The sequence below is a fragment of the Rhizobium sp. ZPR4 genome (assembly GCF_040215725.1).
GTDB lineage: Bacteria > Pseudomonadota > Alphaproteobacteria > Rhizobiales > Rhizobiaceae > Rhizobium > Rhizobium rhizogenes_D.
On the sequence record NZ_CP157967.1, the window covers coordinates 1,687,281 to 1,710,175 of the forward strand.

Sequence of the window (22,895 nt, forward strand, 5' to 3'; positions counted from 1 at the left end):
CGAGGTAGGAACCTCGCGCCCTTTGCTTTGACAAGCTGGCAAAGCCTATGTTTCAGGCCGCACGATAACGCACGTCCGTGTTGCCGTGATCTGCGTAACCCACCTCGCCATCGCCGGTACGGAAGCGATCGATCTTCTCGGATAGCATGTCGACACGCTGGCGCAGGCCGTGGATCTCGGCGTTGTTTTCCTCGACCATCGCAGCGTTGCGCTGGGTGATGAGCTCCACTTCGGACACGGCTCGCGTCACCTCCTCAATACCGGTCGACTGCTCTGTTGTCGCAGACGATATGTCGGCAACAAGCCTCTGGACGCCAGTAACGTGGCTGATGATCTCCGCCAGCGCAGCACCGGTCTGCTCGACCAGATGAACGCCGTTCTGCACCTGGGCGGAGCTTGCCGAAATCAGGCCCTTGATCTCCTTGGCTGCATTGGCGCAGCGCTGTGCCAGTTCGCGGACCTCCTGAGCAACGACGGCAAAGCCGCGGCCAGCCTCGCCGGCACGGGCAGCCTCGACGCCGGCATTCAGCGCTAGCAGGTTTGTCTGGAAGGCAATCTCGTCGATGACGCTGATGATCGTGGCGATCTTCTCGGAGGAACGGTTGATCTCGCTCATGGCGCCGACAGCCTTCGCAACGACTTCGCCCGACTGGGTCGCATAGGCCTGCGTCTCATTCACGGAGTTCGCCGTTTGCCGGGCGCGATCAGCGGTCGAGCGGACAACGTCGCTGAGGCGGTGCAGCGCCCGTGAGCTTTCCTCGAGGGCGGCCGCCTGCTGCTCGGTGCGCCGCGCCAGATCATCGGCCGACATTGCGAGGTTGCCGGTGCCGCCCTTGATTTCTTCGGCCGTGTAGCGAACATCCGTCAGGGTCTCGCGAAGAGCTTCAACCGCGTGATTGTAGGTGAAGGCCATTTCCACGAAGTCGGCGGAAAGATCCTCGCGCATGCCTTCTTCCAGATTGCCGTCCGCAAGCTTGGCGAGAACGTCCGCCAGCGCATTGAGCGCCTGCTTCTGCTCGGCTTCGATGCGGGCGCGCTCGGCAGCGCGGCGGGATGCCTCTTCCGCAGAGAGCGCACGGGCGCTTTCTGCCTCACGCTCCAGCCGGACGTTTTCGAGAGCGGCATCGCGGAAGACGCTGACGGAGCGGACCATGTCACCGATCTCGTCGCCGCGATTACGGCCGTCGATCGCCACTTCCAAATCACCACTTGCGAGGCGCGTCATGACGTCGGCGACGCGCTTTAGCGGGCCACGCAGGGTTTCCACCAGCATCAAGCCACCGATGATGGCAAGCAGCGTGCCGACGATCATGGCGATGACCGAGACATTGGCCGAGCGCTCGCTGTCTTCCTTGCCGATCTCCTGCGCCTGGGCGACGAAGCCGCGCAGCGAGGTCATCGCGTCGGCGAGCAGGGCGTTGGACTGAACACGCGTCGTCTTCCAGTCGGCTGAAGTCTGCAGCAGATCGGCCGATCCATTGGTCAGGCCGTCGATCAGCGGCTTCATATGAGCCGCGAAATCACGCATCGTGGCATTGGTCTGGCCGAGTTCCGAAATCCTGGCAGCAACGCTCTGCAGATCCTTGAGGTCCGCGAGCACCAGTTCGCGCGATGCAGCATCGCGGACATTTTCCATGCGCGAGGCATGCAACGTCAGGCGATCGACAAGGCCAAGTGCCTGATCAACGTGATCCAGAAGCTCCTTCTGGCCATCGATGATCTTGTCGAGACTGACGAAGCGATCGGCGGCAGTGTCGCTGTTCTTGGCCGACTGCAGCGTCATCTCGCCTTCGATCTTCACGAAGCTCTGCAGGATCGGACCCATGGCTTCCACCTTCTGATCGGGCGTGTCGGAGCCCTTCAACACCGCATCGAGTTTGTCGGCGGCGTCGGAAGCGTTCGCGACGAGCGCGGCGCCACGCTTGGAGACGAGAGCCTTTGAAACCGTTACCTGCTTCAAAATGGCGTCGGCATAGGTGCGCGCGTCTGAAATCTCTTCGGTGGAATCGGCTGCCATCTGCACCTGAATGCGCAGATTGCTCATCTTCTCCGACAGCCCCTTATAGGCAGCGGCATCGTAAAGCAGTTCCTTGGCGAAGGTTTCCTTGTCGCCGAAATCCTTGCGGATGATGTCGATCTGCTTGCCGGCCGCCTTGGCGGTCGCCTCGACATTTTGCACCGCCTTCTGGATGGCTTCGACGTCGCTATCCTGCTTTTGTTTGATAGACCAGAGGGTCGCTTCCTGCGTGCGCATCTTGGCGGCAAGCTCGCTGACCGGAACGATCTTGGCGCGCTGATCGTCACTCAGCAATCCGCTCAAGCGAAGTACGCCCTTTTCCTGCGCATCGATCTTTTCGGCGAGCGCCTGGCGCGTATCTCCGGAAGGCGACCCGGTGAATTCCTGCAGGGCGGCCTGCAGGTTTTCGAAGTCGCTGATATTTTCGATCGTGGCGCGCGTCACGGTCATATGACCGTTCAGAATATTGGCCGTGTGATAACCGACGAGGCCGACACCGGCGATGAGAACCACCAGCGGCACTACGAAAATAAGGACTTTGGTGACAATCCTGCGGCCTTGCAAAAGACGATCAATGAAAAACATGCGGCGCCTCAACTGGATTATTAAAAATCTCCAGCGAAGGCGGGATCGTCATTCCTGCTGCGCTGCGGTAGCTGCTTCTGCCTCATGCAAAACCGCAAAGAGCCTCGGAAAATAAGATTGAATAAGGATTAATCGTTCGCCTGAAACCGGTCGCATCGGCAAAAAATTTACAACCGCCGTATCATTTCGCGACCATTGCGCGAAAAACATGCCATTTTCGCAACAACTCCGCTGCACTGCACAATCGAATTCAACCGCAGTCAAAAGACAACCGATTCCAATTTGCGGAAAACGGCGCTAATCGAGATAGGCATATCGGGGGACTCATCTTTCTCATGCGACTGACCAAGAATACGCAGGGCGCGCTCTTCATGGCCGTATCCATGGCCGGCTTCTGCTGCAGCGATGCGCTGTCCAAAACAGTCATCGCCACGATGAATGCGGGCGAGATCATCTTCATTCGCGGCTTGTTCACGACCTTTTTTGTCTATCTGCTGGCCCGCAGGATGGGTGCCATGCGCTCCTGGAAAGTCATCCTGCAGCCGATGATCGCGCTACGGATCGCCTGCGAAGCGATAGCCGCCGCAACCTACATCACCGCTCTCGGGATGATGCCCATCGCCAATGCTTCCGCCATCCAGCAGGCCGTGCCGCTGGCGGTCACGCTCGGCGCGATGATCTTTCTGAAGGAGCCTGTGGGCTGGCGGCGGTGGACGGCGATAGGCGTCGGCTTCATCGGCGTGCTGATCATCATCCGGCCCGGTCCGGAGGGTTTCACCACTGCAGCCTTGCTCGTCATCGCCTGCATGTTTGTGACTGCTGCCCGCGATCTGGCAACCCGCTGCATCGACAAGAATGTGCCGTCGCTGATGGTCACGCTCTGCACCGCATTTTCCATATCCATCTTCGGCGCCTTGTGCATCGTTCCTTTCGGAGGATGGCAGCCGGTGAGTACGACATCGCTGATACAGATCCTGTTGGCCTCCGTTCTCGTGCTGGTCGGTTATCAGATGGTGATCCTGGCCATGCGCACCGGCGAAATCTCCTTCGTCGCGCCGTTCCGCTACCTGAGCCTTATCTGGTCCGCCTTGCTCGGTTTGATTGTTTTCAACGAGGTGCCGGACAGCTGGTCCATCTTCGGCGCCGCTGTTGTCATCGTCTCGGGCATCTATACTTTCTATCGCGAAAGCAAACGGCGGGCGGCCGAACCCGCCGTGCAGGAATCAGAACCCCGCGTTCCCGCCTGAGGTCGCAATCATGTCCGACTTCATCGCCAGTCCCGAAGATATTCCCGTCGTTCTGCTTGCGGGAGGCAGGTCGAGCCGGATGGGCGCGAACAAGGCCTTTGCATTGCTCGCCGGCGAAAGCTTACTCGCTCGCATCTCCTCGAAGATCGCCGAAAGGCAACGCAAACCAATCGCTCTGAATGCCGAGGCCGATTGGCCAGACGTCATGGGGATGCCGCTTGTTCCCGACGGAATTCCGGGCAAATTAGGTCCGCTTGCGGGTGTCCTTGCCGCAATGCAAGACACGATATTGCGCTACCCCCAGGTCTCGCATGTCGCCACCATCCCCATCGACACCCCGTTCTTTCCCCCCGATCTGGTCGCCCGCCTCGCCCATGTCATTCGCGGCCCCGATGAGATTGCCATTGCAGCATCGCTCGGCCAGGATCATCCTGTTTTCGGTCTATGGCCCATCTCCGCCGCCGCCGATCTGGAGCGATGGATCGTCTCCGACGAGAAGCGGCGCGTAAGAGATTTCCTCGCCCCGCATAAGGTGCGGCGGGTGGAATTTCCCGCGATCGAAACGGCGATCGGCCCTCTCGACCCCTTCTTCAACATCAATACACCAGCCGATCTCGCCGAAGCAGAGGCATGGCTGGCAGCTTTGGAAAACATGTCATGACGAAATCCCGGCCCAAGATCTTCGGCATCGCCGGCTGGAAGAATTCCGGCAAGACGGGACTTGCCGTGCGACTGGTCACCGAATTCACGCAGCGCGGCTATCGGATCTCGACCATCAAGCATGCGCATCACGATTTCGATATCGACAAGGTCGGCGCCGACAGCTTTCGCCATCGTGAGGCGGGCGCGCATGAAGTCACCATCGTCTCCGGCACGCGCTATGCCATCATGCACGAATTGCGCGGCGATCCGGAACCGAGCTTCGAAGAAATACTGGCGCGTCTTGCCCCTTGCGACCTCGTTCTGATCGAGGGCTACAAGCGCGAACCCATACCGAAAATCGAGGCCCGACGGCTGGAAGCGGCTAAGTGCGAGCCGCTGGCCCCGCAGGACCCTCACATCGTCGCCATCGCCGCCGACCATCTGGTGGAAGACACGGGTCCGCTTGCCGTTTTCGACCTTGACGATACGCTCGCCATCGCTGATTTCATCGCGGCGAAAGTCGGCCTCGGCAAACCGACGAAATAAAAAAAGCCGCCGGTTTCCCGGCGGCCTCTGTTCTGAATGCAGCCCAATACTTACTGATTGGATGCGACCGGACGCACCAGCGGGGTGATGCGGCGGATCGTGACGCGTCGGTTTTCCTGTGACGGGCCGAGCGTATTCACCTTGAGATACTGCTCGCCATAGCCCTGGGTGACCAGGTTTTCGGCCGGAATGCCGTAGACATCCGTCAGCACGTTGGCGACCGATTCGGCACGGCGATCCGACAGGATCAGGTTGCTCTCGGCCGAGCCAACAGCATCCGTGTGACCTTCGATGAGGAAAGTTTCGGTCGGATCACGCTTGACGATCTTCGAGATGCCGTCGGCAACACCGCGCAGCGTGCTAGCCTGCGACATCGGAATGTCGGCACTGCCCGTCGCAAAGGTGATGGTATCGAGGTCGATACGGCGGATCTTGTCGCGGATACGAGCCGAATAACGGACTTCGTTGACCGAATAGATACGCTCGACCGGCTCGACCGGCGGCTCGCGCAGGAAGTCGTAATAGTCTGCATTGCGGTTCGATGCCGTGTCGATGATGTACTGGCTCAACGGAATGAGCAGGCGCATCGGCGGCAGGTTGTCGCCCGGATCGCGGAAGTAATCGTCATTGTCAGGACGATCTTCCAGCTCCGGCGAATAGAACAGCACATATTCACGGCCGCTGGCGTCGATGCGCGAGCGCTGGATGATGTCGCCGTAGCGATTGCGTATCGTGACGACGCGATCGCCATCGGGCTGATCGATCGTCTCGCGATAGCGGTCGCGCGGCAGCTGTTCGTAAACCGGCCGCTCGCCGCCACGAATGAAGCGCTCGCTGTCATCGTGACGAACGACATAGGTGTTGTCGACATTCACGATGGTCCGGTTGTCCTGGTTGATGATCGTCTGGACCGTCGTTCCCTGCGGCGGGGCAAAGTCCGGCCGGCGATCGATCCGGCGACCCTGCTCGCTGGTCACGGCTTCGATCTTCACCGGCGGCTGCGCCTGAGCGCCGCCTGTGACGCGCTGAGCCTCGGCGTCGGAGGTCGGCGGCTTGGTATAGGCCGGAGGCGGCTGCTGGCCGGGCGCGTTCTGTGCCTGCCCGTTCTGGCCCTGACCCTGGCCGGCCTGTCCGCGACCGCCCTGTGCTCCCGGAGCGCCGGGGTTCTGACCGTTGTTCAGGTGATCGCCCCGACGAACTGCACCCTTCTGGCTGTCGAGAACGGCACTGCCGTTTTCAACCGGCAGGATGACAGGACCGTTGGCGGAAGCCGGATTCTCGGCGATCTTCTTGCGGCGCTCCAGCTCCTGCGGCGAGACCTGCTCGGCGGGAGGCACCTGGATTTCGCCAGCCTGTTGGCCGTTGCCGTTGGCGGCGGGAGCCGTTGCACCACCCTGTGCCGGCGTCGCGGCGCCATTGACCGGCTGCTGCTTGCCGGGCTGTGGCGCCGCCTGGTTGCCGGTTTGGGCGGGCTGTCCTTGTGGCGTGCCCTGCTGGGCCGGCTGCTGCGGATTGGCGGCGGGCTGCTCGCCCTGCTGCTGGTTCTGCGGCTGTTTGCCGTGGGTCTTGTCCCCACCCTGCTTCTGCCCCTGCTGGGCGCCAGGCGCCGCCGGTGTCCCGGGCTGCGCTTCAGGCTGCCCCTGCGTTTGGGGCTGTGCCTGCGTGCCTGGCTGTGCCTTATGTCCCTGGGCTGGCTCGCCGGCAGGCGCCGGCTGCTGCTCGGCGGGCTGCTTTGCCGGAGCCTCGGTCTGACCCTGTTGCTTTGGCTTGGTGCTCTGCTCGGGCTGCGCCTGCTTTCCAGGCTGAGCCTCCTGATTTTGCTGTTCGCCCGCGGCAGGAGCCTGCTTCTCGGCCGACGCCGGCTGCTGCACCTTCGCACCAGGCTTAGCCTTTGGCTCGGGCTGCGCTTCCGTAGCAGGTTGCTGCTGCTCTACCTTTGGCTGCGGCGCTTCGGCCGGCTGCTTGGCTTCGGGCTGCTTGGCCTTCGGCTTCGGCTGCGGTGCTTCTGGCTGTGCCTCGGGAGCGGCGACCTTAGGCTGCGGTTTGGCTTCGGGCTGTGCCTGAGGCTCTTCAGCCGGTTGCTGGTGCTGCTTCTTCGGCTCGGGCGGAGCCTCCGCGGCCGGCTGCTGCTTCTGCGGCTTCGGCTGCTCTTGCTCTGCAGGCTGCTGATGCTCGGCCTTCGGCGGCTGGGCTTCCGGCTGCTGCTGCTTCGGCGCCTTCTGCTGCGGCTCACCTTCAGGTTCGGCCTGCTTCATCTGGTGCTGCTGCTCGCCGCCACCCTGATGCTTCTGGCCCTCTCCGCCTTCGGCAGGCTTCTTGTGCTTGAGCTGCTCTTCGTCGGGCTGAGCTGCCGGCGCCTCCTGTTGGGCCACCTCGACACTTGCGTCTGCAGCAGTCGCGGCTGCGCCGACGATGCCATTGCTAAGCGGTGCGACGGGCTGTTCACGAAGTGCCGCGGCTGCTGCCGGCTCGAATGCGAGCGATAGCGAAAGCAGTGGAAACGCGGCGCTGGCAAATAGTCTGGATCGCTTTCCCATATGGGATCTCCTCTTGTGATCTTTGTCCGCCGAATTGCGAATCTCAGCGGGCAAGGCGATTGCCCCAAGATCCCGGCCAATTTTCGGTTCTCATGAGGCTGAATCGCGGCAAGCCGCTATATGTTCCCGCACTATTAGGTTGCCGCAATTAACCCTGGCTGAACGCAGTGGATGGTTTTCGTTCAGATTTCCCTGTGGCGTGCTTGCATCGCGCAAAGGCATGTTGCCTTCGTAATTCCAGTTGCATTTTCCAGAAAAAAAGTACGAATATCGCCGCAAGGCGGGCCACCGGCCCGCTCCACTCGAGCCGTCTGCCAAAAACAATAATGGGCTGGCGGCCACCAACAGAGAGGGTCAATATGCGCATCTCCACTCGTCTTTTTGCCGCTGCATCCTTCGCCGCGATGTCGCTCGTCGCCGGTGCGGCGCTTGCCGACGGCGACACGATCGTCTTCGGCACCGACGCGACCTACCCGCCCTTCGAATCGCTGGAAGCTGGCGGCAAGTTCGTCGGCTTCGACATCGATATAGCCAATGCGCTTTGCGACAATATGAAAGTAAAGTGCAGCTTCGTGAATCAGGATTTCGACGGCATCATCCCGGCCCTGCAGGCCAAGAAGTTCGACGCGATCATCTCTTCCATGTCGATCACGCCGGAGCGTGAGAAGATCGTCGACTTCACCAACAAGATCTACAATACGCCGCCGGCGATCGCCGTTCCGAAGGATTCGACCATCAAGGAAGCGACCGATGAAGCCTTGAAGGGCAAGTCGATCGGCGCCCAGTCCTCCACGACGCACGCCAATTATGCGACCGTCCATCTCAAGGACGCCGAGCTGAAGCTCTATCCGTCGGCCGACGAATACAAACTCGATCTCGGCAACGGCCGCATCGATGCCGCCATCGACGACGTCGTCGTGCTGTCGGAATGGGTGAAGTCGGATGCCGGCAGCTGCTGCAAGATGCTCGGCACGCTGAAGATCGACCCGGTCGTCAACGGCGCCGGCGCCGGCATCGCCATCCGCAAGGGTGACGCGGCTCTCAAGGACAAGCTGAACGCCGCAATCGCCGCGATCCGCGCTGACGGCACCTACAAGAAGATTCAGGACAAGTACTTCGATTTCGACGTCTACGGCGATTGATCGCCCGTCGATTCCCTGGGAAAAGACGACGGCGGAAGCTTGCTCTTCCGCCGTTTTTGTTTGACAACGAGAAGAATATAAGCAGAAACGCGGCAAAAGCCGCTAGGGGAAATATGGCATGAGCGGATTGTTTTCCGCCCTCGGTTCGTTTTGGACCTGGTTGACTACGATTTTTGACCCATTGTGTGGTCCGGCCGGTTTGTTCAGTGTGTTCTTCCAGAACACGATACTGGCTTGCGGCGATACCGGCTGGGGCGATGAGCTGGCCGGTGGTTTGAAGATCACCATTGCCGTCTCTGTCGCGACGCTGCCGCTCGGGCTGGTCATCGGTTTCTTCGTCGCACTCGCGCAGCAATCGGAAGAAAAGTCGCTGCGACTTGCTGCCGGCGTATTCACGACGATTTTCCGCGGCCTGCCGGAGCTGCTGACGCTTTTCATCATCTACTACGGAATGCAGATCTTGCTGCAGTCGGTGCTCGCCAAATTCGGCTATGACGGCCCGATCGAGATCAATGCCTTCGCCGCCGGCATGACCGCCCTGGCGATCGTCTTCTCGGCCTACTGCTCGGAAGTGCTCGTATCCGCCTTCAAGGCGATCCCCAAGGGCCAGTACGAGGCGGGCGATGCGCTTGGCTTTCATCGCGTGCGCACGATGCGGCTGATTATCCTGCCGCAACTGGTCCGCATCTCGCTGCCGAACCTTGGAAACCTCTGGATGAACCTGTTGAAGGACACGTCCTACGTCTCGATCATCGGCCTTGCCGATATCATCAGGCAGACGGGCATTGCGGTGCGCTCCACAAAGGCGCCCTTCACCTTCTATTCAATCGCTTGCCTGTTCTATCTGACGTTGGCCGTGGTTTCTTCGATCGGCCTCTTCTATCTCGATCGATGGGCCAAACGTGCGGAGGTTCGCCGATGAGCCATGCCGAAGTTCTGATCGCAGCGCAGCCTGCGCCGCCGAAAACAGCCAGAAAACTGTCCAAATCCGCCATTGCAGGCTATTTCTTCCTGACGCTATGGGCCATTCTCGGCATCGCTCTCATCTCGATGGTCGTCACCGGCTGGGACCCCGACAAACTCCAGACCTATGGCCCCCGGCTCCTGCATGGCCTCTGGATCACCGTCAAGCTGGTCGCGATTTCCTTTGTGCTTGGTGCGATCCTGTCGATACCGCTCGCCTTTGCCCGCATGTCGAGCAACAGGATTCTGAGCACGCTGACCTATTGCTATGTCTACCTGTTCCGCGGCACGCCGCTGCTGGCGCAGATTTTCATGGTTTATTACGGCTTCCCGAGCTTTCGCTGGTTGTTCGAGGATATCGGCCTCTGGTGGTTCTTCAAGGACCCCTTCTATTGCGGCGTCTTCGCCATGACCTTGAACACCGCAGCCTATCAGACGGAGATCGTCCGAGGCGCCATTCAGAGCGTGCCGAAAGGCCAGACGGAAGCCGCGAGCGCGCTTGGCATCCATACATGGATCGCCTTCCGCAAGATCATCATCCCCCAGGCGCTCATCGTGGCGCTGCGACCCTACGGCAATGAAATCATCCTGCTGATCAAGAGCTCAGCCACCGTCTCCATCATCACGGTCTACGACCTTATGGGCGAGACCCGCTACGCATTCTCGCGCACCTACGATTACCAGATCTATCTCTGGGCGGCGATTTTCTACCTGGTAATCGTCGAGTTCATGCGCAACGGCTGGGCGCGGATGGAAGGCCGGTTGACCCGGCATCTCAAGCGCTGATCCTTCAAGCGCGCCGCAGAAGCGTCGCGCTTGGCAGCACTCCCATGAATCCGCTGCTAACACATTGATTTCTGTGAATAAAATTGTCTTCATGACAGTTTTGTAAAGCTTGAGTTTACCATCAGCTGTTTCCATATCTGTGTGACCATGAGTCACGAAAAAATGGGAACGGAAAGAGAAAGCTCATGCACGACGATATGCAAAAGCAGTTGCAGGGTTATGGGTTGACGACGGCGCAGATCCTCTACCGCCTGCCCGATCATCCGCAATTTCTCCAGACCTACATCTGGCAGGACTATGACCTCGCCCCGAACTTCCCGGAAATGCGCGGATTCCTGAAATTCTGGCAGGAAACGCTAGATGGTCCGCTTCATTCCGTGCGCTATGTCCATCGCAAGCTGATTTCAGCGACCGAATGGCGAGCGGTGAAGGGTGAATTCATCCTGCACTGAGCATCGGTCAAGTACGTGGTGCCTGGCCACGATCAGACATGCGCCTCGCCATGAACGAAATCCCCATCATCCGGCCCGCGGTGGAGCGTGCCGTAGACAATCGCGGCATAAAAGGCTGCAACGAGGATGATGACAATGAAGCCGGGCATCGGTCCGAGGGCCGCATTGTCGGCAATATAACCCCATGAATGTGCCTGCTCCTGCGCCAGCCCGTCCGTCTGCAGCCTCGGCGTCGAAATCTTCAGAATCCACGCCAGCAGCAGGATCGCATACATCCAGCAATAATTGCGCCGCAGCCGCCGCTGCATCGCTTCGGCATGGCTCAGCAATAGCCGCGGCGACCGCAGGCTGGATGCGATCGGCAATGTCCAGTCCGAGTTGAGCTCAGCTTGCGGTGCCAGAATCTGCGCAAAATAGTACCGCTCAAGCTGCCGCACCCGCGAACGGTAGACGTCGAAGAAGCGGTATCGCCGTGCCTCGATCATCAGCAACAGCGTGATCAGCATCATCCCGAACAGAAGCACGCCGTGATGCGACGATGGCGTCGACAGCGATACGGACAGCAGAGCCGCGACCACCGTGATCGCCCAGTTTGACGTCCGGTCGATGCGGTCACGCCAGCTGGTCATTCTCGCCAGTTCACCTCGATAATAATGGGTCAATGTGTTGGTGACTTCTGCCGACGTCGCCGGCAAGGCGGGACGCGCACGCTCCACCGCGCCGCCTGCTTGGTTCGGCGCGGTCAATTCGGTATCCATTGTCGTTCCTCCCATATTTATTGTTCTATCCGGACAGCGACCCCCAGCTCGCCTTTGCCGAAAGCGGTATTCTGCGCCTGTGCGGCAAGCATTGCAAAAGCTGAGCAAGCGTCTTAATGCCTGCGTGACAAAAGGAAGGGCCTGTAACTATGGCAAAGAAGAAGATCGACGAAGACGCGCTGGCGGAAGCCTATAACCACGCATTGGCGCTGGAGAAGGCGGGCGATATCGACGCGGCGGTTCAGGCCTATGAGAAGGTGCTGGCCCTCGATCCGGAAGACCATGGTGGCGCAGCCGTTCGCATCGCCTCCATGGGTCGCGGCGAGACCCCGGTCAAGGCGCCGGACGCCTATGTCGAGACCCTGTTCGACCAGCATGCCGAGGTTTTCGAGGACGTGCTGGTGGAGCAGCTCGGCTACCATGTGCCGGTGCTCGTTCGCCAGCGTCTGCAGGCGCTCGGCCTCGGCCCCTTCAAGCGCATGCTCGATCTTGGCTGCGGCACGGGCCTTACTGGCGGCACGCTGCGCGATATCGTCGAGGATATCACCGGCATCGACATTTCCGAAAACATGGTCGAAGTCGCCCATGAAAAGGACATCTACGAGACACTCTTCGTCGCCGAAGTCGAGGATTTCCTCGACGATAATGACGAAGACGCCTTCGATCTGATCACCGCAACCGATGTCCTACCCTATCTCGGCGCGCTGGAACCGCTGTTTTTCGGCGCGGCTGAAAACATGACACCGGGCGGTCTCTTCATCTTCTCCTCCGAAACCCTGCCGGATGCGACCATGACCGGACGCCCCTATATGGTCGGCGCGCATCAGCGCTTCGCCCATTCCGAAGCCTATGTGCGCGAACGGCTGAAAGCGACCGGCTTCGAACTCATCGAAATCACCGATATCAACGTCCGCATGGAAGACGGCCAGCCGACACCAGGCCACCTGGTCATTGCGCGCCTGCTCGCCGACTAAGACGACCGAAGCAGAATAGTTATCCGTTTGGATAACTATTTCCTTGCGCGATGATCGCCGAGCTGATACTTAGCCATTCAGATAAGTATCAGCTCGAACCTTGATTTCGGAAAGGTCGTCGCATGTCCCTTATTCTCTATCAGCATCCGCTCGCCTCGTTCTGCCATAAGGTCCTGATGGCGCTCTATGAAAACGGGACGCCCTTCGAAAGCCGGATCATCGATCTCGGCAATGCGGAATCGCGCGCCTCGCTGGTGCGCCTCTGGCCGCTCGCCAAGTTTCCGGTCCTGCGCGATGAAACCCTCGACAGCACCGTGCCCGAGACCAGCATCATCATCGAATATCTCGATCGGCATTATCCGGGAGCAAAACCGCTCCTGCCGATCGATCCGTCCGATGCCCTATGTGTGCGGCTTTGGGACCGCTTCTTCGATCTTTATGTGCAGGAGCCGATGCAAGCGATCGTCGCGGATGTACGCCGGGCTGAGAAGGACCAGAGCCCTCAAGGCGTGTCCGCAGCCCAGACCATGCTGCGCACCGCCTATGGAATGATCGAAAGGCAGCTGGACAGGAAAATCTGGATCACCGGAGACAATCTGACCATGGCCGATTGCGCCGCAGCGCCGGCTCTATTCTATGCCGAAACCCTGGTTCCCTTTAGCGAAGAACATGGCCGGCTGAAGGCTTACTATCAGCGTCTCCTCGATCGCCCGTCCTTCGCACGCGTTCTGAAGGAAGCCATGCCCTATTTCCATTTTTATCCCTACAGCGAGAAACTGCCGGCGCAGTTCCGGCCGGAAAAGCCGAATGCTTGAGGAAACACTGGCGCTCGACCGCATGTTCCAGGCCCTTTCCGACCAGAGCCGGCGCGGCATGATCGACCGGCTCGGACGCGGACCTGCCTCCGTCACTGAACTGGCACAGCCGCTGGATATGGCGCTGCCGACAGTGATGAAACATCTGCAAGTGCTTGAGACGAGCGGACTGGTGCTGTCGGAAAAGGCCGGTCGAGTGCGGACCTATCACTTGCGCAAGGAGGCGCTGGCATCCGTTGAACGATGGATTGCCGAACGCAAGGCGTCCTGGAATCAGGCCTTCGACCGCCTGGATCTCTTTCTTGCGGATACATCCACGGAGATGGCAGACGAATGAGCAAACGATCGACAGACCATACGACCATCACCATAGAGCGCCATTTCAAGGCACCGCTATCGAAGGTCTTCAACGCCTGGGCAACCCCCGAGCAGAAGCGGCAATGGTTTGCCTGTCATGAAGGCTGGAAGCCGCTGGAATTCCAGCTCGATTTCCGCACCGGCGGCAGCGAGAGCAATCGCGTCGCCTCGGCGGATGGCGTCGTGCATGCCTATCAGGCGCGCTATATCGACGTCATCCAGAACGAGCGCTTCATCTATGCCTTCGACATGATGCTCGACGACCTCAGAATTTCCGTCTCGCTGGCAACGGTCAACTTCGCCTCCGAGCCCGGCGGCACGAGGATGACCTTCGTCGAACAGGTCGTCTTTCTTGACGGCTACAGCGATAACGGCTCGCGCCTCATGGGCACGGAAATCGGCTTCGACAATCTCCGACTTTTCGTCGAGGCCGACGATGCGAGAGTGAATTAGCCCCGCGCATCGCCGAGGATGGCCGCGAGCAGCTGCCCTTCAAGGTCCGCCAAGGCCGGGTTGCCGTGGCGGCGCGGATGCGGATGGGGAATGTCGAGATCGAGCACGATCCGGCCCTCATCCAGCACCACGACGCGATCGGCCAGATGCACGGCCTCGCTGACGTCGTGCGTGACAAGCACGGCGGTAAAGCCGAGTTCGCGCCAGACGCGGTTCAGCAATTCCTGCATGCTGATGCGGGTCAGGGCATCTAGCGCACCGAGCGGCTCATCAAGTGCGAGGATACCGGGCCTGCTGACGAGCGCTCGGGCAAGCGCCACGCGCTGCTTCTGGCCGCCGGAAAGACTGGAGGGCCATTCACCGGCTTTCTCGGCCAGCTGCACCTCGGAAAGAACGGAAGCCGTTTCCTTACGCGAGATATCCTGTGGTACGCCCTCGCCCAGCCCGACCGCGACATTGTCGGCGACGGAAAACCAGGGCAACAGGCGTGGCTCCTGAAAGACGATGCGCGTATTCAGCCGTGCGTCGCTGCCATCAGCCGCCTCGAACCGAAGATGACCTGTACTCGGCTCTTCCAGCCCCATCAGGATACGCAGCAGCGTGCTCTTGCCGCAACCGCTCTTGCCGATGACGGCGACGAACTGGCCGGCGGGAATATCGAGATCGATACCGCGCAGGACACGGTTGTTGCCGAAACTCTTCTCCAGTCCCTTGATATGGATGGCTGCAGCACCCGCAACCTGCGAAGCAGCGTTCTCGGCTTTGGACCGTGGGCGTTCGAGTGTGTTGACGCTCATGGCAGGCTCCTCAATTCTGATAGGCCGGGTTCCAGCGCAAGGCTCTGCGCTCGATCGCCCGCGCGACGACATCGGCGAGCTTGCCGAGGATGGCGTAGATGACCAGCGTCAGGACGACGACATCGGTCATGCCGAACTCGCGGGCATTGTTGGCCATGTAGCCGATGCCTGACGATGCCGCGATCGATTCAGCGACGATGAGCGTCAGCCACATGATGCCGAGGGCGAAGCGCAGGCCGACGAGGATGGATGGAAGCGCGCCCGGAAAGATGACCTTCCGGAACAGCGTCCAGTTGCTCATGCCATAGACCCGCCCCATCTCGATCAGCCCGCGATCGACATTGCGCACGCCGTGATAGGTGTTGAGATAGATCGGGAAAAGCACGCCGAGTGCCGTCAGGAACAGCTTCGATTCCTCGCCGATCCCGAACCAGAGAATGACGAGCGGCACCATGGCAAGATGCGGAATGGTGCGCAGCATCTGCAGCGTCGTGTCGGTCAGCTGCTCCGAAAGCCTGGACACACCGTTGGCGATGCCCAGGAGAAAGCCGATCGAGCCGCCGACCAGCAGGCCGGCAAAAGCGCGGCCGGCGCTGACGAGGATATTGTTCGGCAGCTGGCCGGAGATCGTGGTCTGCCAGAAGGCGACCACGACTGCCGCCGGCGACGGCATGATGCGGGTGGAGATCCAGCCGAACGACGAGCCGAGCTGCCATGCCGCAATGACGACGACAGGCAGCAGGAAGGGCAGAAATCTCTGAAGCGAGATGGCCTGCCGTGCTGCCTTGGCTGGACGCGTGCGGCGTTCCGAGCCTACGTGGACGAAGGATGTGTCGAATGCCGACATGAGGATCTCCCTTCCGAGGTGGCGTTAAGAGCCGGAAACGACCTTCAGATTGCCGCCGTGGCTGCCGCCGGCGAAGATCTGCTTGGCGCCGAACTCGTTGCGGAACCCGGCGCGCTGCTCGTCACGCTTCAATCCCAGTTCGGGGAACAGAAGCTCTGCCACACGATAGGCTTCTTCCAGATGCGGATAGCCGGAGCCGATGACAGTTTCGATGCCAAGCTCCTGATATTCGCGCAGCCTTGCGGCCACCGTCTTGGGAGAACCGACCAGAGCCGTACCGGCACCAGCACGGACCAGCCCGACGCCGGCCCAGAGGTTCGGCGACACTTCCAGCTTGTCGCGCCGGCCGCCATGCAGCGCCGCCATGCGCTTCTGCCCGACCGAATCGGACTGTTTGACGAACTGTTCCTGCGCCTCGCGGATCGTCTCGTCATCGAGCTTGGAAATCAGCTTGTCGGCCGCTGCCCATGCCTCCTCATCCGTCTCGCGGACAATGAAATGCAGGCGGATGCCAAAGCTGACCTCGCGGCCGCGCTTGGCCGCCGCCGCCCGCACTTTTGCAATTTTCTCAGCCACCTGCGCCGGCGGCTCGCCCCACGTCAGATATTTGTCGACGCGGCCGACTGAAAACTCGATGCCGGCATCGGAGGAGCCACCAAAATAAAGCGGCGGACGCGGCGATTGCACCGGCGGTAGGCCAAGCCTTGCATTGGTCGCCTTGATATACTTGCCCTCGAAAGTCGACGATCCCGTCTCCAGCAATTCCTCCCAGACATGAAAGAATTCATCGGCATGGGCATAACGCTCGTCATGCTCGAGATGAATGCCGTCGCCGGCGAGCTCGGCCGGGCTGCCGCCAACGACGATGTTGAGTAGCACGCGGCCATTCGAGACACGATCGAGCGTGGAGGCAAGACGGGCATAATAGGCCGGCGACGCCGTACCGGGACGGATCGCCACCAGGAACTTCAGCTTCTGCGTATGGGCCGAAAGTGCGGCCGCCGTCACGAAAGACTCTTCGCAGGAGACACCCGTCGGAAGCAGCACGCCGGTATAACCAAGCCGATCGACCGCCTGCGCGATCTGCTGGAGATAGCCGATCTCCGGGCCACGATTGAGATCGGTCGTGCCGAGATAGGTGCCGTCACCGGAGGTCGGAATGAACCAAAGGAAATCGATGGGTTTTGCGGTCGCGGTCATGAAGCTTTCCTGCTTTCTGGATGCGCGTGGTCGGGAGCCACTCCCGATGTTCGACCCGGATAGTGACATAGACTATTGATTATATCGACAATATGGATTTTCTAATCGCCTGTGTTTGACGAAATATTTTTGCCGATAAAGGCCGCGTCCGTAGTGTTTCGGGCGCGGACGATATCTACAGGCTTTGTCAGCCTCAGCTCGCCTTCGGCCGCCAGACAATGTCCGTGACGTTGAGCTTCTTCGGAACGATGCCGAGATTATAGAATTCGTCGGCCAATCCCTGCTGATAGGCCACCGCCGCGTCGGTGATGGTCGAAACACCGCCGAGATCGGCGCCTGGACGCGTCAGCGTCACCCGCGTCACCTCGGCTGGAACGCCGGTGATTTCGGACAAGGCAGTGATCGTACCATCCAAGTTCGATTGCGCCGCCGCTCCCACCTTGGCCAGTTCATCGATGACATCGACGATGACCTGCGGATTGTCCTTGGTAAAATCGCCGTTCGCCAGGAAATAGCTGAAGGAATCGACGATGCCGCGCGCAGTCGCAAGGATACGCGTATCCGGATCCGCCTCGGCAATGGCAAGATAGGGGTCCCAGATCGACCAGGCGTCGATCGCGCCTGTCTTGAACGCGGCAGATGCATCCGGTGGGGCGAGATCGAGCGGCTGAATATCGTTGATCGTCAGCCCGCCCTTGCGCAGCGCCTTGACGGTGACGTTGTGGGCGCTGGAGCCACGCTTGAAGGCAACCTTCTTTCCCTTGAGATCAGCAAGGGTCTGGATCGGCGAATCCTTGCGCACGAGAATGGCGGAACTTTCGGGACTGCCGGTATAAAGGCCGACATAGAGCAGATTGCCATTGGCAGCCTGTGCGAAGAGCGGCGGCACGTCGCCCGTAGCACCGAAATCGAGCGCACCGGCACCGAGAGCTTCGAGCAGCGGCGGACCGGATGTGAATTCCGACCATTCGACCGAAATGCCGCGATCGGAGAGCCGCTTTTCCAGTGCCCCCTTGCGCTTGGCCAATGCCAGGACGCCATTCTTCTGCCAGCCGATCCGAAGCGTCGTCGCAGCTGCCGCCCGCGCCGGCCGGATGGAAGGCAATGCAAAGGCAGCCGCCGTGGCGCCGAGAAGGCCGAGTGTCTGTCTGCGCGAAATCATCGAAGATCCCTTTTTCATGAGGCCTCGGCGCTTCCGCCACCATCGGCTCGTTGTCGATGGCTTAAGATCGCAAATCCATAGATTATATCGACAAAGGATATTATGAAGATTCGCGCCAACAACGAAATTCCATTCCCACATTAGCAAAAAACAGAAATCAGATTTCAAATCATATGCCATGGTGACAAGTTGCCCGACAAATCGGTCTTTCGTCCCCCTGGCCTTTCCGCTAAGCCTTCGAAACAAATTCGGTCAGGGAGTTATGAAATGGCAAAGGTCTCGTTCATCGGCATGGGCGTCATGGGTTATCCCATGGCCGGGCATTTGAAGGTCAAGGGCGGGCATGACGTCACTGTCTATAACCGCACCGTCGCCAAGGCCGAGGCCTGGGCCAGGCAATATGACGGCAAATTCGCCACTACCCCGGCTGAAGCCGCTGCAGGCGCCGACTTCGTCTTCACCTGCGTCGGCAATGATGACGACCTGCGCTCGGTGACCACGGGCGAGAACGGCGTCCTTTCAACCATGAAAGCCGGCGCAATACTCATCGACAATACGACCGCAAGCGCCGAAGTCGCCCGCGAACTCTATGCCGCCGCCAAGGAAAAGGGTGTCGACTTCATCGACGCTCCGGTCTCCGGCGGACAGGCAGGTGCCGAAAATGGCGTACTGACCGTCATGTGCGGCGGCGATGAAGCCGTGTTCGAGAAGGCCCGCCCCGTGATCGACGCCTATGCCCGCATGGTCGGCCTGATGGGATCGGTCGGCGCCGGTCAGCTGACCAAGATGATCAACCAGATCTGCATCGCCGGTATCGTCCAGGGCCTGGCCGAAGGCATTCACTTCGGTAAGCAGGCCGGCCTCGATATCGAAAAGGTCGTTGAGGTCATTTCCAAGGGGGCTGCCGGCTCCTGGCAGATGGAAAACCGCCACAAGACGATGAATTCAGGCAAATATGATTTCGGCTTTGCGGTCGACTGGATGCGCAAGGATCTCGGCATCGTGCTGGAGGAAGCCCGCCGCAACCAAGCCAAGCTGCCGCTCACGGCGCTTGTCGACCAGTTCTACGGCGATGTCCAGGCGATGGGAGGCAACCGTTGGGATACCTCCTCGCTGCTCGCGCGCCTGGACAAGAAGTAACAGCCGCAAATCGGCGGCATCTGCTGAGCGCCCCTTTAAAGCGGCGCTCAGTTCATATCAGTCCTCGTTGGACTTGGCATTTTCCAGCAACATGTAATCGAGCGGCAGTTCCGTCGAATACTTGATCTGCTCCATCGCAAAAGCCGAAGAGACGTCGCGGATTTCGATCTTGGCGATCATGCGCTTGTAGAAGGCGTCGTAAGCCGCGATGTCCGGAACGACGACACGCAGCAGATAGTCGACATCGCCGCTCATGCGATAGAATTCGACCACTTCTGGGAAATCGGCGATCACTTCCGAAAAGCGCTTCAGCCATTCGATGGAGTGGCTGTTGGTGCGGATCGAAACGAAAACCGTGACCTTGGTGTTGACCTTTTCAGGGTCGAGCAGCGCCACGCGGCGGCGAATGACACCGTCTTCTTCCATCTTCTGGATGCGGCGCCAGCATGGCGTCGTCGACAGCCCAACCTTCTTGGCGAGGTCGGCCACGGCCAGAGTGGAATCCTCCTGCAGCAGGCGCAGGATTTTGCGGTCTAGACGGTCCATTAAAGCATCCCTTCGAATTATATTCTCTCTATAGCCTATTTTAAGCGAGAGAAAAGAAACTTTTTCTCAAGGAAGCAGGCTTTTCACACGTTGTTGTAATACGGGAAGCAATTCGGCTTCGAACCATGGGTTACGTTTCAGCCAGCCGCTATTGCGCCAACTCGGATGCGGCAACGGCAGGACCGCCGGCGACCGATTGGTCAGAAGATAGCGCCGCCACTCCGCCACCGTCTCCGTCATCGACCCCATGCGCTGCGCGCCGAGATGCCACGCCTGCGCATATTGACCGATCGTCAGGATCAGTTCGATCTGCGGCATCGCATCCATGGCCCTTTGACGCCACAATGGCGCGCACTCCCTGCGTGGCGGCAGATCGCTTCCCGCCTTGTCATAGCCTGGAAAGCAAAAGCCCATGCCCATTATGGCGAAATGATCCGGATTATAGAAACTCTCGCGATCCACAGCGAGCCACTGGCGCAAACGGTCGCCCGAGGCATCGTTGAAGGGCAGACCGCTCTCGTGAACGCGCAATCCTGGCGCCTGACCCGCGATCAGTATCCGTGCGGTCGACGATAGTGTCGCAACCGGACGCGGCTCGTGCGGCAAACGATCCGCCTCGCCTTTGGTCGGCGCATCCCGACAGAGACGACAGGCCGCAATCGCCGAACGCAGGATCTGCAATTCGCTTTCCTGCTTCATGGGGCACTCCATCCGACGAGCTGACGCAAATAGCTGAACAGTCCTGCTATCGGATCATTGTCATTGCCACGCGCCATATGTTCCTCGCGCCGATAGTCGCTAGGCCTCTCGAAATCACTGGCCCAAAGCCCGGCTTTCGCCTGCTGCGCGATGCGTTCCTCGCTCGCATAGGCACCATAGGAAACCGCCATGCCATTGCGCACCATCGCAGCATTGATATCGACATCGCCAGCGACGCATGTCACCAGCAGGCGACCATAACGATCCCTCTCCCATCCCCGGCATTCGGGCACCCCGACCTTAATCATTGTGGCAAGCGCCTTGCGTGCTTCTTCACCGCAAGCCCAATCCGCACCATTGCGCTGGCAACGCTGCTTAAATTCGGGAGCGTCGATACCCTTCAGCCTCAGGCGCTCGCCATTGGCGGAAAGCGTATCGCCGTCGATGACATAAAAGCTGCCATTTTGAACGATTTCTGGTCGATTGTTCATCTTCAACGCGAATAATGCAAGAATGGCAAGCAGCGCGAAAGTGGCCACGCCGTCACGAAGCAGGCGGCCCGACCGCATCACTTTGTTGCCTCCTTTAAGAACAAATCCTTGGCGAAGATGGCAAACAAATCATTTCGGCGCAGCATCTTCTTAAGGTTTGGACGCTAGTGTGTAGTCTCAGGCAGGCCAAGTTTCAATGTAACCATGAGCACCGGCGTCAGCACATCGACAGATAAAAACATTGTCGACCGATCGCGCAGTCACCGTAACCGGGCTGTGTCGAAGGCCGTGCGGCAAACGCGCGAGCGCCTGCAAAGTGGCCATAGCCGCAATTTCGACCGCGAACTGATGATGATGCATATCGACACCTTGCGGCAGAGTGCCGCCGTGGTGCCGATCTTCGTCATCGTCGTTGCCGTTCTCGGCGTCTATCTGACGCGTGATGCGGGCATTCTCTTCTGGACCATTCCGATCCTGACGGCACATGCGATCAACATGCTGATCGGACGGCGTGCCAAGAAGCAGGAAATGTCAGCCGAAAGCGCCAGAAAATGGCGCCAGCGACTATTGCTCGGGCAATTGCTCGTCGGCTTCTGTTGGGCGCTCTTCACCATGCAGAATTGCCCGACCTGCGGCGGCGACAGTTTCGCCTTCTACAAGGGCACGACGCTGCTCGTGGCAATCTGCATCACGGCGATGTCCAGCTTCATGCTGCCGCGAGCTGTTCCATTTTCCTTCGCACCGGCGACCGTCGCGCTGGTCGTGACGGCCATCCTGACGCGAAGACCCTCCGATATTGCACTCACCGCCGCCATTTCGGTGGCCGTGATATTCTTCAGCTTCATCACCAATCGCATGTATCAGTCCAATCTGAAGATCCTCTTCTTCCAATCGGAAAAGGACGATCTGATCGCCGAGCTGGAAGTCGCAAAATCGATGTCGGATGAGGCGCGCCGGCGTGCCGAGGAGGCAAACCTTGCCAAATCGCGCTTCCTCGCTTCCATGTCACATGAGCTCAGGACGCCGCTGAACGCGATCCTCGGCTTTTCCGAAGTCATGTCGGCCGAGGTCATGGGGCCGCTCAACAATCCGACCTATCGCGAATACACCACCGATATTCATCGATCGGGCCAGCACCTGCTCAATCTGATCAACGAAATCCTCGACCTCTCGCGCATCGAGGCCGGCAAATACGAATTGAACGAGGAAGCGATTTCCCTCCTCGATATTGCCGAGGATTGCATCGGCATGGTGCAGTTGCGCGCCCGCGCCAAGAACATTTCGATCTCATCGCAATTCGAAGCGCAGCTGCCCTCGGTCTGGGCCGATGAAAAATCGATGCGCCAGGTGATCCTCAATCTTCTGTCGAATGCGGTGAAATTCACCCCCCAAGGCGGCGAGATCAACGTCAAGGTCGGCTGGACGGCCGGCGGCGGCGAATATGTGGCGATCAAGGACAACGGCCCGGGCATTCCCGAGGAAGAGATACCAGTCGTGCTGTCAGCCTTCGGCCAGGGTTCCATCGCCATAAAGAGTGCCGAACAGGGCACCGGCCTCGGTCTGCCCATCGTGCAGGCCATTCTCGCCAAGCACGACGGTCAGTTCATGCTGAAATCCAAGCTGCGGGAAGGCACCGAAGTCATCGCCATCCTGCCGGCCAAGCGTGTGCTGCAAAGCCTGCCGGCGGTGGAGGACGCCCCCCTTGTCGAGCGGCGCAAGAAGAGCTTCGCTTAAACGAA

At 59.9% G+C, this 22,895-nt stretch carries 23 protein-coding genes; 13 read left to right on the forward strand and 10 right to left on the reverse strand.

Annotated elements, in window-relative coordinates; translation table 11 throughout:
* Nucleotides 1-52: 52 nt before the first annotated feature.
* Entirely contained in the window at nucleotides 53-2,602 is a 2,550-nt protein-coding gene (locus ABOK31_RS08305; protein WP_349958465.1) for a methyl-accepting chemotaxis protein, read from the reverse strand.
* A 335-nt stretch (nucleotides 2,603-2,937) separates the two neighbouring features.
* On the opposite strand from ABOK31_RS08305, the gene ABOK31_RS08310 reads away from it, so the two are divergent.
* From ABOK31_RS08310 to mobB, 3 genes are read left to right on the forward strand one after another with little or no spacing between them, the layout of a single operon-like run.
* Entirely contained in the window at nucleotides 2,938-3,849 is a 912-nt protein-coding gene (locus ABOK31_RS08310) for a DMT family transporter (RefSeq protein ID WP_174179522.1), read from the forward strand.
* 10 nt (nucleotides 3,850-3,859) lie between these two features.
* Nucleotides 3,860-4,510 (forward strand): molybdenum cofactor guanylyltransferase MobA, encoded by a 651-nt coding sequence (gene mobA, locus ABOK31_RS08315; RefSeq protein WP_349958468.1) that lies wholly within the window; start codon nucleotides 3,860-3,862, stop codon nucleotides 4,508-4,510.
* The gene (gene mobB, locus ABOK31_RS08320) at nucleotides 4,507-5,037 is read left to right on the forward strand and encodes a molybdopterin-guanine dinucleotide biosynthesis protein B (RefSeq protein WP_349958469.1); all 531 of its coding nucleotides are present in this window, start codon (nucleotides 4,507-4,509) and stop codon (nucleotides 5,035-5,037) included. The genes mobA and mobB overlap by 4 nt, the downstream gene beginning before the upstream one ends.
* A gap of 50 nt (nucleotides 5,038-5,087) precedes the next feature.
* Here the strand turns inward: mobB and ABOK31_RS08325 are convergent, their stop codons facing one another.
* Nucleotides 5,088-7,574, reverse strand: coding sequence for an OmpA family protein (locus tag ABOK31_RS08325; protein ID WP_349958471.1), 2,487 nt, complete (start codon nucleotides 7,572-7,574; stop codon nucleotides 5,088-5,090).
* A gap of 359 nt (nucleotides 7,575-7,933) precedes the next feature.
* Here ABOK31_RS08325 and ABOK31_RS08330 point away from each other — a divergent pair, with 359 nt between their 5' ends.
* The 4 genes from ABOK31_RS08330 to ABOK31_RS08345 all read left to right on the forward strand — a co-directional run bounded on the left by ABOK31_RS08330 (nucleotide 7,934) and on the right by ABOK31_RS08345 (nucleotide 10,917).
* On the forward strand, nucleotides 7,934-8,716 hold the full coding sequence (locus ABOK31_RS08330; RefSeq protein ID WP_174179530.1) for a lysine/arginine/ornithine ABC transporter substrate-binding protein: 783 nt from the start codon (nucleotides 7,934-7,936) through the stop codon (nucleotides 8,714-8,716).
* A 118-nt stretch (nucleotides 8,717-8,834) separates the two neighbouring features.
* Nucleotides 8,835-9,638, forward strand: coding sequence for an ABC transporter permease (locus ABOK31_RS08335; RefSeq protein WP_174179532.1), 804 nt, complete (start codon nucleotides 8,835-8,837; stop codon nucleotides 9,636-9,638).
* Nucleotides 9,635-10,465 carry an ABC transporter permease gene (locus ABOK31_RS08340; RefSeq protein WP_174179534.1) on the forward strand — a complete coding sequence of 277 codons (831 nt, stop codon included), beginning with the start codon at nucleotides 9,635-9,637 and terminating at the stop codon, nucleotides 10,463-10,465. The genes ABOK31_RS08335 and ABOK31_RS08340 overlap by 4 nt, the downstream gene beginning before the upstream one ends.
* 185 nt (nucleotides 10,466-10,650) lie before the next feature.
* A complete protein-coding gene (locus ABOK31_RS08345) occupies nucleotides 10,651-10,917 on the forward strand; it encodes an aspartate-semialdehyde dehydrogenase (RefSeq protein WP_075850725.1) in 267 nt (88 codons plus the stop codon).
* A 32-nt stretch (nucleotides 10,918-10,949) separates the two neighbouring features.
* Here ABOK31_RS08345 and ABOK31_RS08350 read toward each other — a convergent pair whose 3' ends face one another.
* On the reverse strand, nucleotides 10,950-11,675 hold the full coding sequence (locus ABOK31_RS08350) for a DUF2270 domain-containing protein (RefSeq protein ID WP_349958473.1): 726 nt from the start codon (nucleotides 11,673-11,675) through the stop codon (nucleotides 10,950-10,952).
* A 149-nt stretch (nucleotides 11,676-11,824) separates the two neighbouring features.
* On the opposite strand from ABOK31_RS08350, the gene ABOK31_RS08355 reads away from it, so the two are divergent.
* The 4 genes from ABOK31_RS08355 (at nucleotide 11,825) to ABOK31_RS08370 (ending at nucleotide 14,274) form a co-directional block, all read left to right on the forward strand.
* A complete protein-coding gene (locus ABOK31_RS08355) occupies nucleotides 11,825-12,649 on the forward strand; it encodes a methyltransferase domain-containing protein (protein ID WP_174179538.1) in 825 nt (274 codons plus the stop codon).
* Between the two features lie 122 nt (nucleotides 12,650-12,771).
* Entirely contained in the window at nucleotides 12,772-13,464 is a 693-nt protein-coding gene (locus tag ABOK31_RS08360) for a glutathione S-transferase family protein (protein WP_349958475.1), read from the forward strand.
* A complete protein-coding gene (locus ABOK31_RS08365) occupies nucleotides 13,457-13,801 on the forward strand; it encodes a metalloregulator ArsR/SmtB family transcription factor (RefSeq protein ID WP_174179540.1) in 345 nt (114 codons plus the stop codon). The genes ABOK31_RS08360 and ABOK31_RS08365 overlap by 8 nt, the downstream gene beginning before the upstream one ends.
* Complete coding sequence (locus ABOK31_RS08370) at nucleotides 13,798-14,274, forward strand: SRPBCC family protein (protein ID WP_349958477.1); 477 nt, start codon at nucleotides 13,798-13,800, stop codon at nucleotides 14,272-14,274. The genes ABOK31_RS08365 and ABOK31_RS08370 overlap by 4 nt, the downstream gene beginning before the upstream one ends.
* Here the strand turns inward: ABOK31_RS08370 and ABOK31_RS08375 are convergent.
* The 4 genes from ABOK31_RS08375 to ABOK31_RS08390 all read right to left on the reverse strand — a co-directional run bounded on the left by ABOK31_RS08375 (nucleotide 14,271) and on the right by ABOK31_RS08390 (nucleotide 18,280).
* Complete coding sequence (locus ABOK31_RS08375; protein ID WP_349958478.1) at nucleotides 14,271-15,071, reverse strand: ATP-binding cassette domain-containing protein; 801 nt, start codon at nucleotides 15,069-15,071, stop codon at nucleotides 14,271-14,273. The two genes, ABOK31_RS08370 and ABOK31_RS08375, sit on opposite strands and share 4 nt — an antisense overlap.
* 10 nt (nucleotides 15,072-15,081) lie before the next feature.
* Nucleotides 15,082-15,918, reverse strand: coding sequence for an aliphatic sulfonate ABC transporter permease SsuC (gene ssuC, locus ABOK31_RS08380; protein ID WP_349958480.1), 837 nt, complete (start codon nucleotides 15,916-15,918; stop codon nucleotides 15,082-15,084).
* A 24-nt stretch (nucleotides 15,919-15,942) separates the two neighbouring features.
* Nucleotides 15,943-17,118 carry an FMNH2-dependent alkanesulfonate monooxygenase gene (gene ssuD, locus ABOK31_RS08385; protein ID WP_174179562.1) on the reverse strand — a complete coding sequence of 392 codons (1,176 nt, stop codon included), beginning with the start codon at nucleotides 17,116-17,118 and terminating at the stop codon, nucleotides 15,943-15,945.
* 193 nt (nucleotides 17,119-17,311) lie between these two features.
* Nucleotides 17,312-18,280, reverse strand: a complete 969-nt coding sequence (locus ABOK31_RS08390; RefSeq protein WP_174179564.1) for an aliphatic sulfonate ABC transporter substrate-binding protein — start codon at nucleotides 18,278-18,280, stop codon at nucleotides 17,312-17,314.
* A 246-nt stretch (nucleotides 18,281-18,526) separates the two neighbouring features.
* Between ABOK31_RS08390 and ABOK31_RS08395 the strand changes: the two genes are divergently transcribed.
* Complete coding sequence (locus ABOK31_RS08395; RefSeq protein ID WP_350019275.1) at nucleotides 18,527-19,420, forward strand: NAD(P)-dependent oxidoreductase; 894 nt, start codon at nucleotides 18,527-18,529, stop codon at nucleotides 19,418-19,420.
* Between the two features lie 57 nt (nucleotides 19,421-19,477).
* Here ABOK31_RS08395 and ABOK31_RS08400 read toward each other — a convergent pair whose 3' ends face one another.
* The 3 genes from ABOK31_RS08400 to ABOK31_RS08410 form a co-directional block, all read right to left on the reverse strand.
* On the reverse strand, nucleotides 19,478-19,966 hold the full coding sequence (locus tag ABOK31_RS08400; protein WP_069613098.1) for an Lrp/AsnC family transcriptional regulator: 489 nt from the start codon (nucleotides 19,964-19,966) through the stop codon (nucleotides 19,478-19,480).
* 66 nt (nucleotides 19,967-20,032) lie between these two features.
* Nucleotides 20,033-20,665 carry a uracil-DNA glycosylase family protein gene (locus ABOK31_RS08405; protein ID WP_174179568.1) on the reverse strand — a complete coding sequence of 211 codons (633 nt, stop codon included), beginning with the start codon at nucleotides 20,663-20,665 and terminating at the stop codon, nucleotides 20,033-20,035.
* Entirely contained in the window at nucleotides 20,662-21,237 is a 576-nt protein-coding gene (locus ABOK31_RS08410) for a thermonuclease family protein (RefSeq protein WP_174179570.1), read from the reverse strand. Before ABOK31_RS08410 ends, ABOK31_RS08405 begins: the two co-directional genes overlap by 4 nt.
* Before the next feature lie 123 nt (nucleotides 21,238-21,360).
* Here ABOK31_RS08410 and ABOK31_RS08415 point away from each other — a divergent pair, with 123 nt between their 5' ends.
* Nucleotides 21,361-22,890: a HAMP domain-containing sensor histidine kinase gene (locus tag ABOK31_RS08415; RefSeq protein WP_349958483.1), complete on the forward strand. Its 1,530-nt coding sequence runs from the start codon at nucleotides 21,361-21,363 to the stop codon at nucleotides 22,888-22,890.
* Nucleotides 22,891-22,895: the final 5 nt, after the last annotated feature.

What these genes read in the sequence shown, in the direction of transcription:
- ABOK31_RS08340 (WP_174179534.1), top strand. Translation starts at nt 9,635, where the DNA reads ATGAGCCATGCCGAAGTTCTGATCGCAGCGCAGCCTGCGCCGCCGAAA.
- ABOK31_RS08360 (WP_349958475.1), top strand. Translation starts at nt 12,772, where the DNA reads ATGTCCCTTATTCTCTATCAGCATCCGCTCGCCTCGTTCTGCCATAAG.
- ABOK31_RS08350 (WP_349958473.1), bottom strand. Translation starts at nt 11,675, where the DNA reads ATGGATACCGAATTGACCGCGCCGAACCAAGCAGGCGGCGCGGTGGAG.
- mobB (WP_349958469.1), top strand. Translation starts at nt 4,507, where the DNA reads ATGACGAAATCCCGGCCCAAGATCTTCGGCATCGCCGGCTGGAAGAAT.
- ABOK31_RS08375 (WP_349958478.1), bottom strand. Translation starts at nt 15,071, where the DNA reads ATGAGCGTCAACACACTCGAACGCCCACGGTCCAAAGCCGAGAACGCT.
- ABOK31_RS08400 (WP_069613098.1), bottom strand. Translation starts at nt 19,966, where the DNA reads ATGGACCGTCTAGACCGCAAAATCCTGCGCCTGCTGCAGGAGGATTCC.
- ABOK31_RS08325 (WP_349958471.1), bottom strand. Translation starts at nt 7,574, where the DNA reads ATGGGAAAGCGATCCAGACTATTTGCCAGCGCCGCGTTTCCACTGCTT.
- ABOK31_RS08415 (WP_349958483.1), top strand. Translation starts at nt 21,361, where the DNA reads ATGAGCACCGGCGTCAGCACATCGACAGATAAAAACATTGTCGACCGA.
- mobA (WP_349958468.1), top strand. Translation starts at nt 3,860, where the DNA reads ATGTCCGACTTCATCGCCAGTCCCGAAGATATTCCCGTCGTTCTGCTT.
- ABOK31_RS08390 (WP_174179564.1), bottom strand. Translation starts at nt 18,280, where the DNA reads ATGATTTCGCGCAGACAGACACTCGGCCTTCTCGGCGCCACGGCGGCT.
- ssuC (WP_349958480.1), bottom strand. Translation starts at nt 15,918, where the DNA reads ATGTCGGCATTCGACACATCCTTCGTCCACGTAGGCTCGGAACGCCGC.
- ssuD (WP_174179562.1), bottom strand. Translation starts at nt 17,118, where the DNA reads ATGACCGCGACCGCAAAACCCATCGATTTCCTTTGGTTCATTCCGACC.
- ABOK31_RS08405 (WP_174179568.1), bottom strand. Translation starts at nt 20,665, where the DNA reads ATGAAGCAGGAAAGCGAATTGCAGATCCTGCGTTCGGCGATTGCGGCC.
- ABOK31_RS08345 (WP_075850725.1), top strand. Translation starts at nt 10,651, where the DNA reads ATGCACGACGATATGCAAAAGCAGTTGCAGGGTTATGGGTTGACGACG.
- ABOK31_RS08335 (WP_174179532.1), top strand. Translation starts at nt 8,835, where the DNA reads ATGAGCGGATTGTTTTCCGCCCTCGGTTCGTTTTGGACCTGGTTGACT.
- ABOK31_RS08365 (WP_174179540.1), top strand. Translation starts at nt 13,457, where the DNA reads ATGCTTGAGGAAACACTGGCGCTCGACCGCATGTTCCAGGCCCTTTCC.
- ABOK31_RS08370 (WP_349958477.1), top strand. Translation starts at nt 13,798, where the DNA reads ATGAGCAAACGATCGACAGACCATACGACCATCACCATAGAGCGCCAT.
- ABOK31_RS08330 (WP_174179530.1), top strand. Translation starts at nt 7,934, where the DNA reads ATGCGCATCTCCACTCGTCTTTTTGCCGCTGCATCCTTCGCCGCGATG.
- ABOK31_RS08355 (WP_174179538.1), top strand. Translation starts at nt 11,825, where the DNA reads ATGGCAAAGAAGAAGATCGACGAAGACGCGCTGGCGGAAGCCTATAAC.
- ABOK31_RS08310 (WP_174179522.1), top strand. Translation starts at nt 2,938, where the DNA reads ATGCGACTGACCAAGAATACGCAGGGCGCGCTCTTCATGGCCGTATCC.
- ABOK31_RS08305 (WP_349958465.1), bottom strand. Translation starts at nt 2,602, where the DNA reads ATGTTTTTCATTGATCGTCTTTTGCAAGGCCGCAGGATTGTCACCAAA.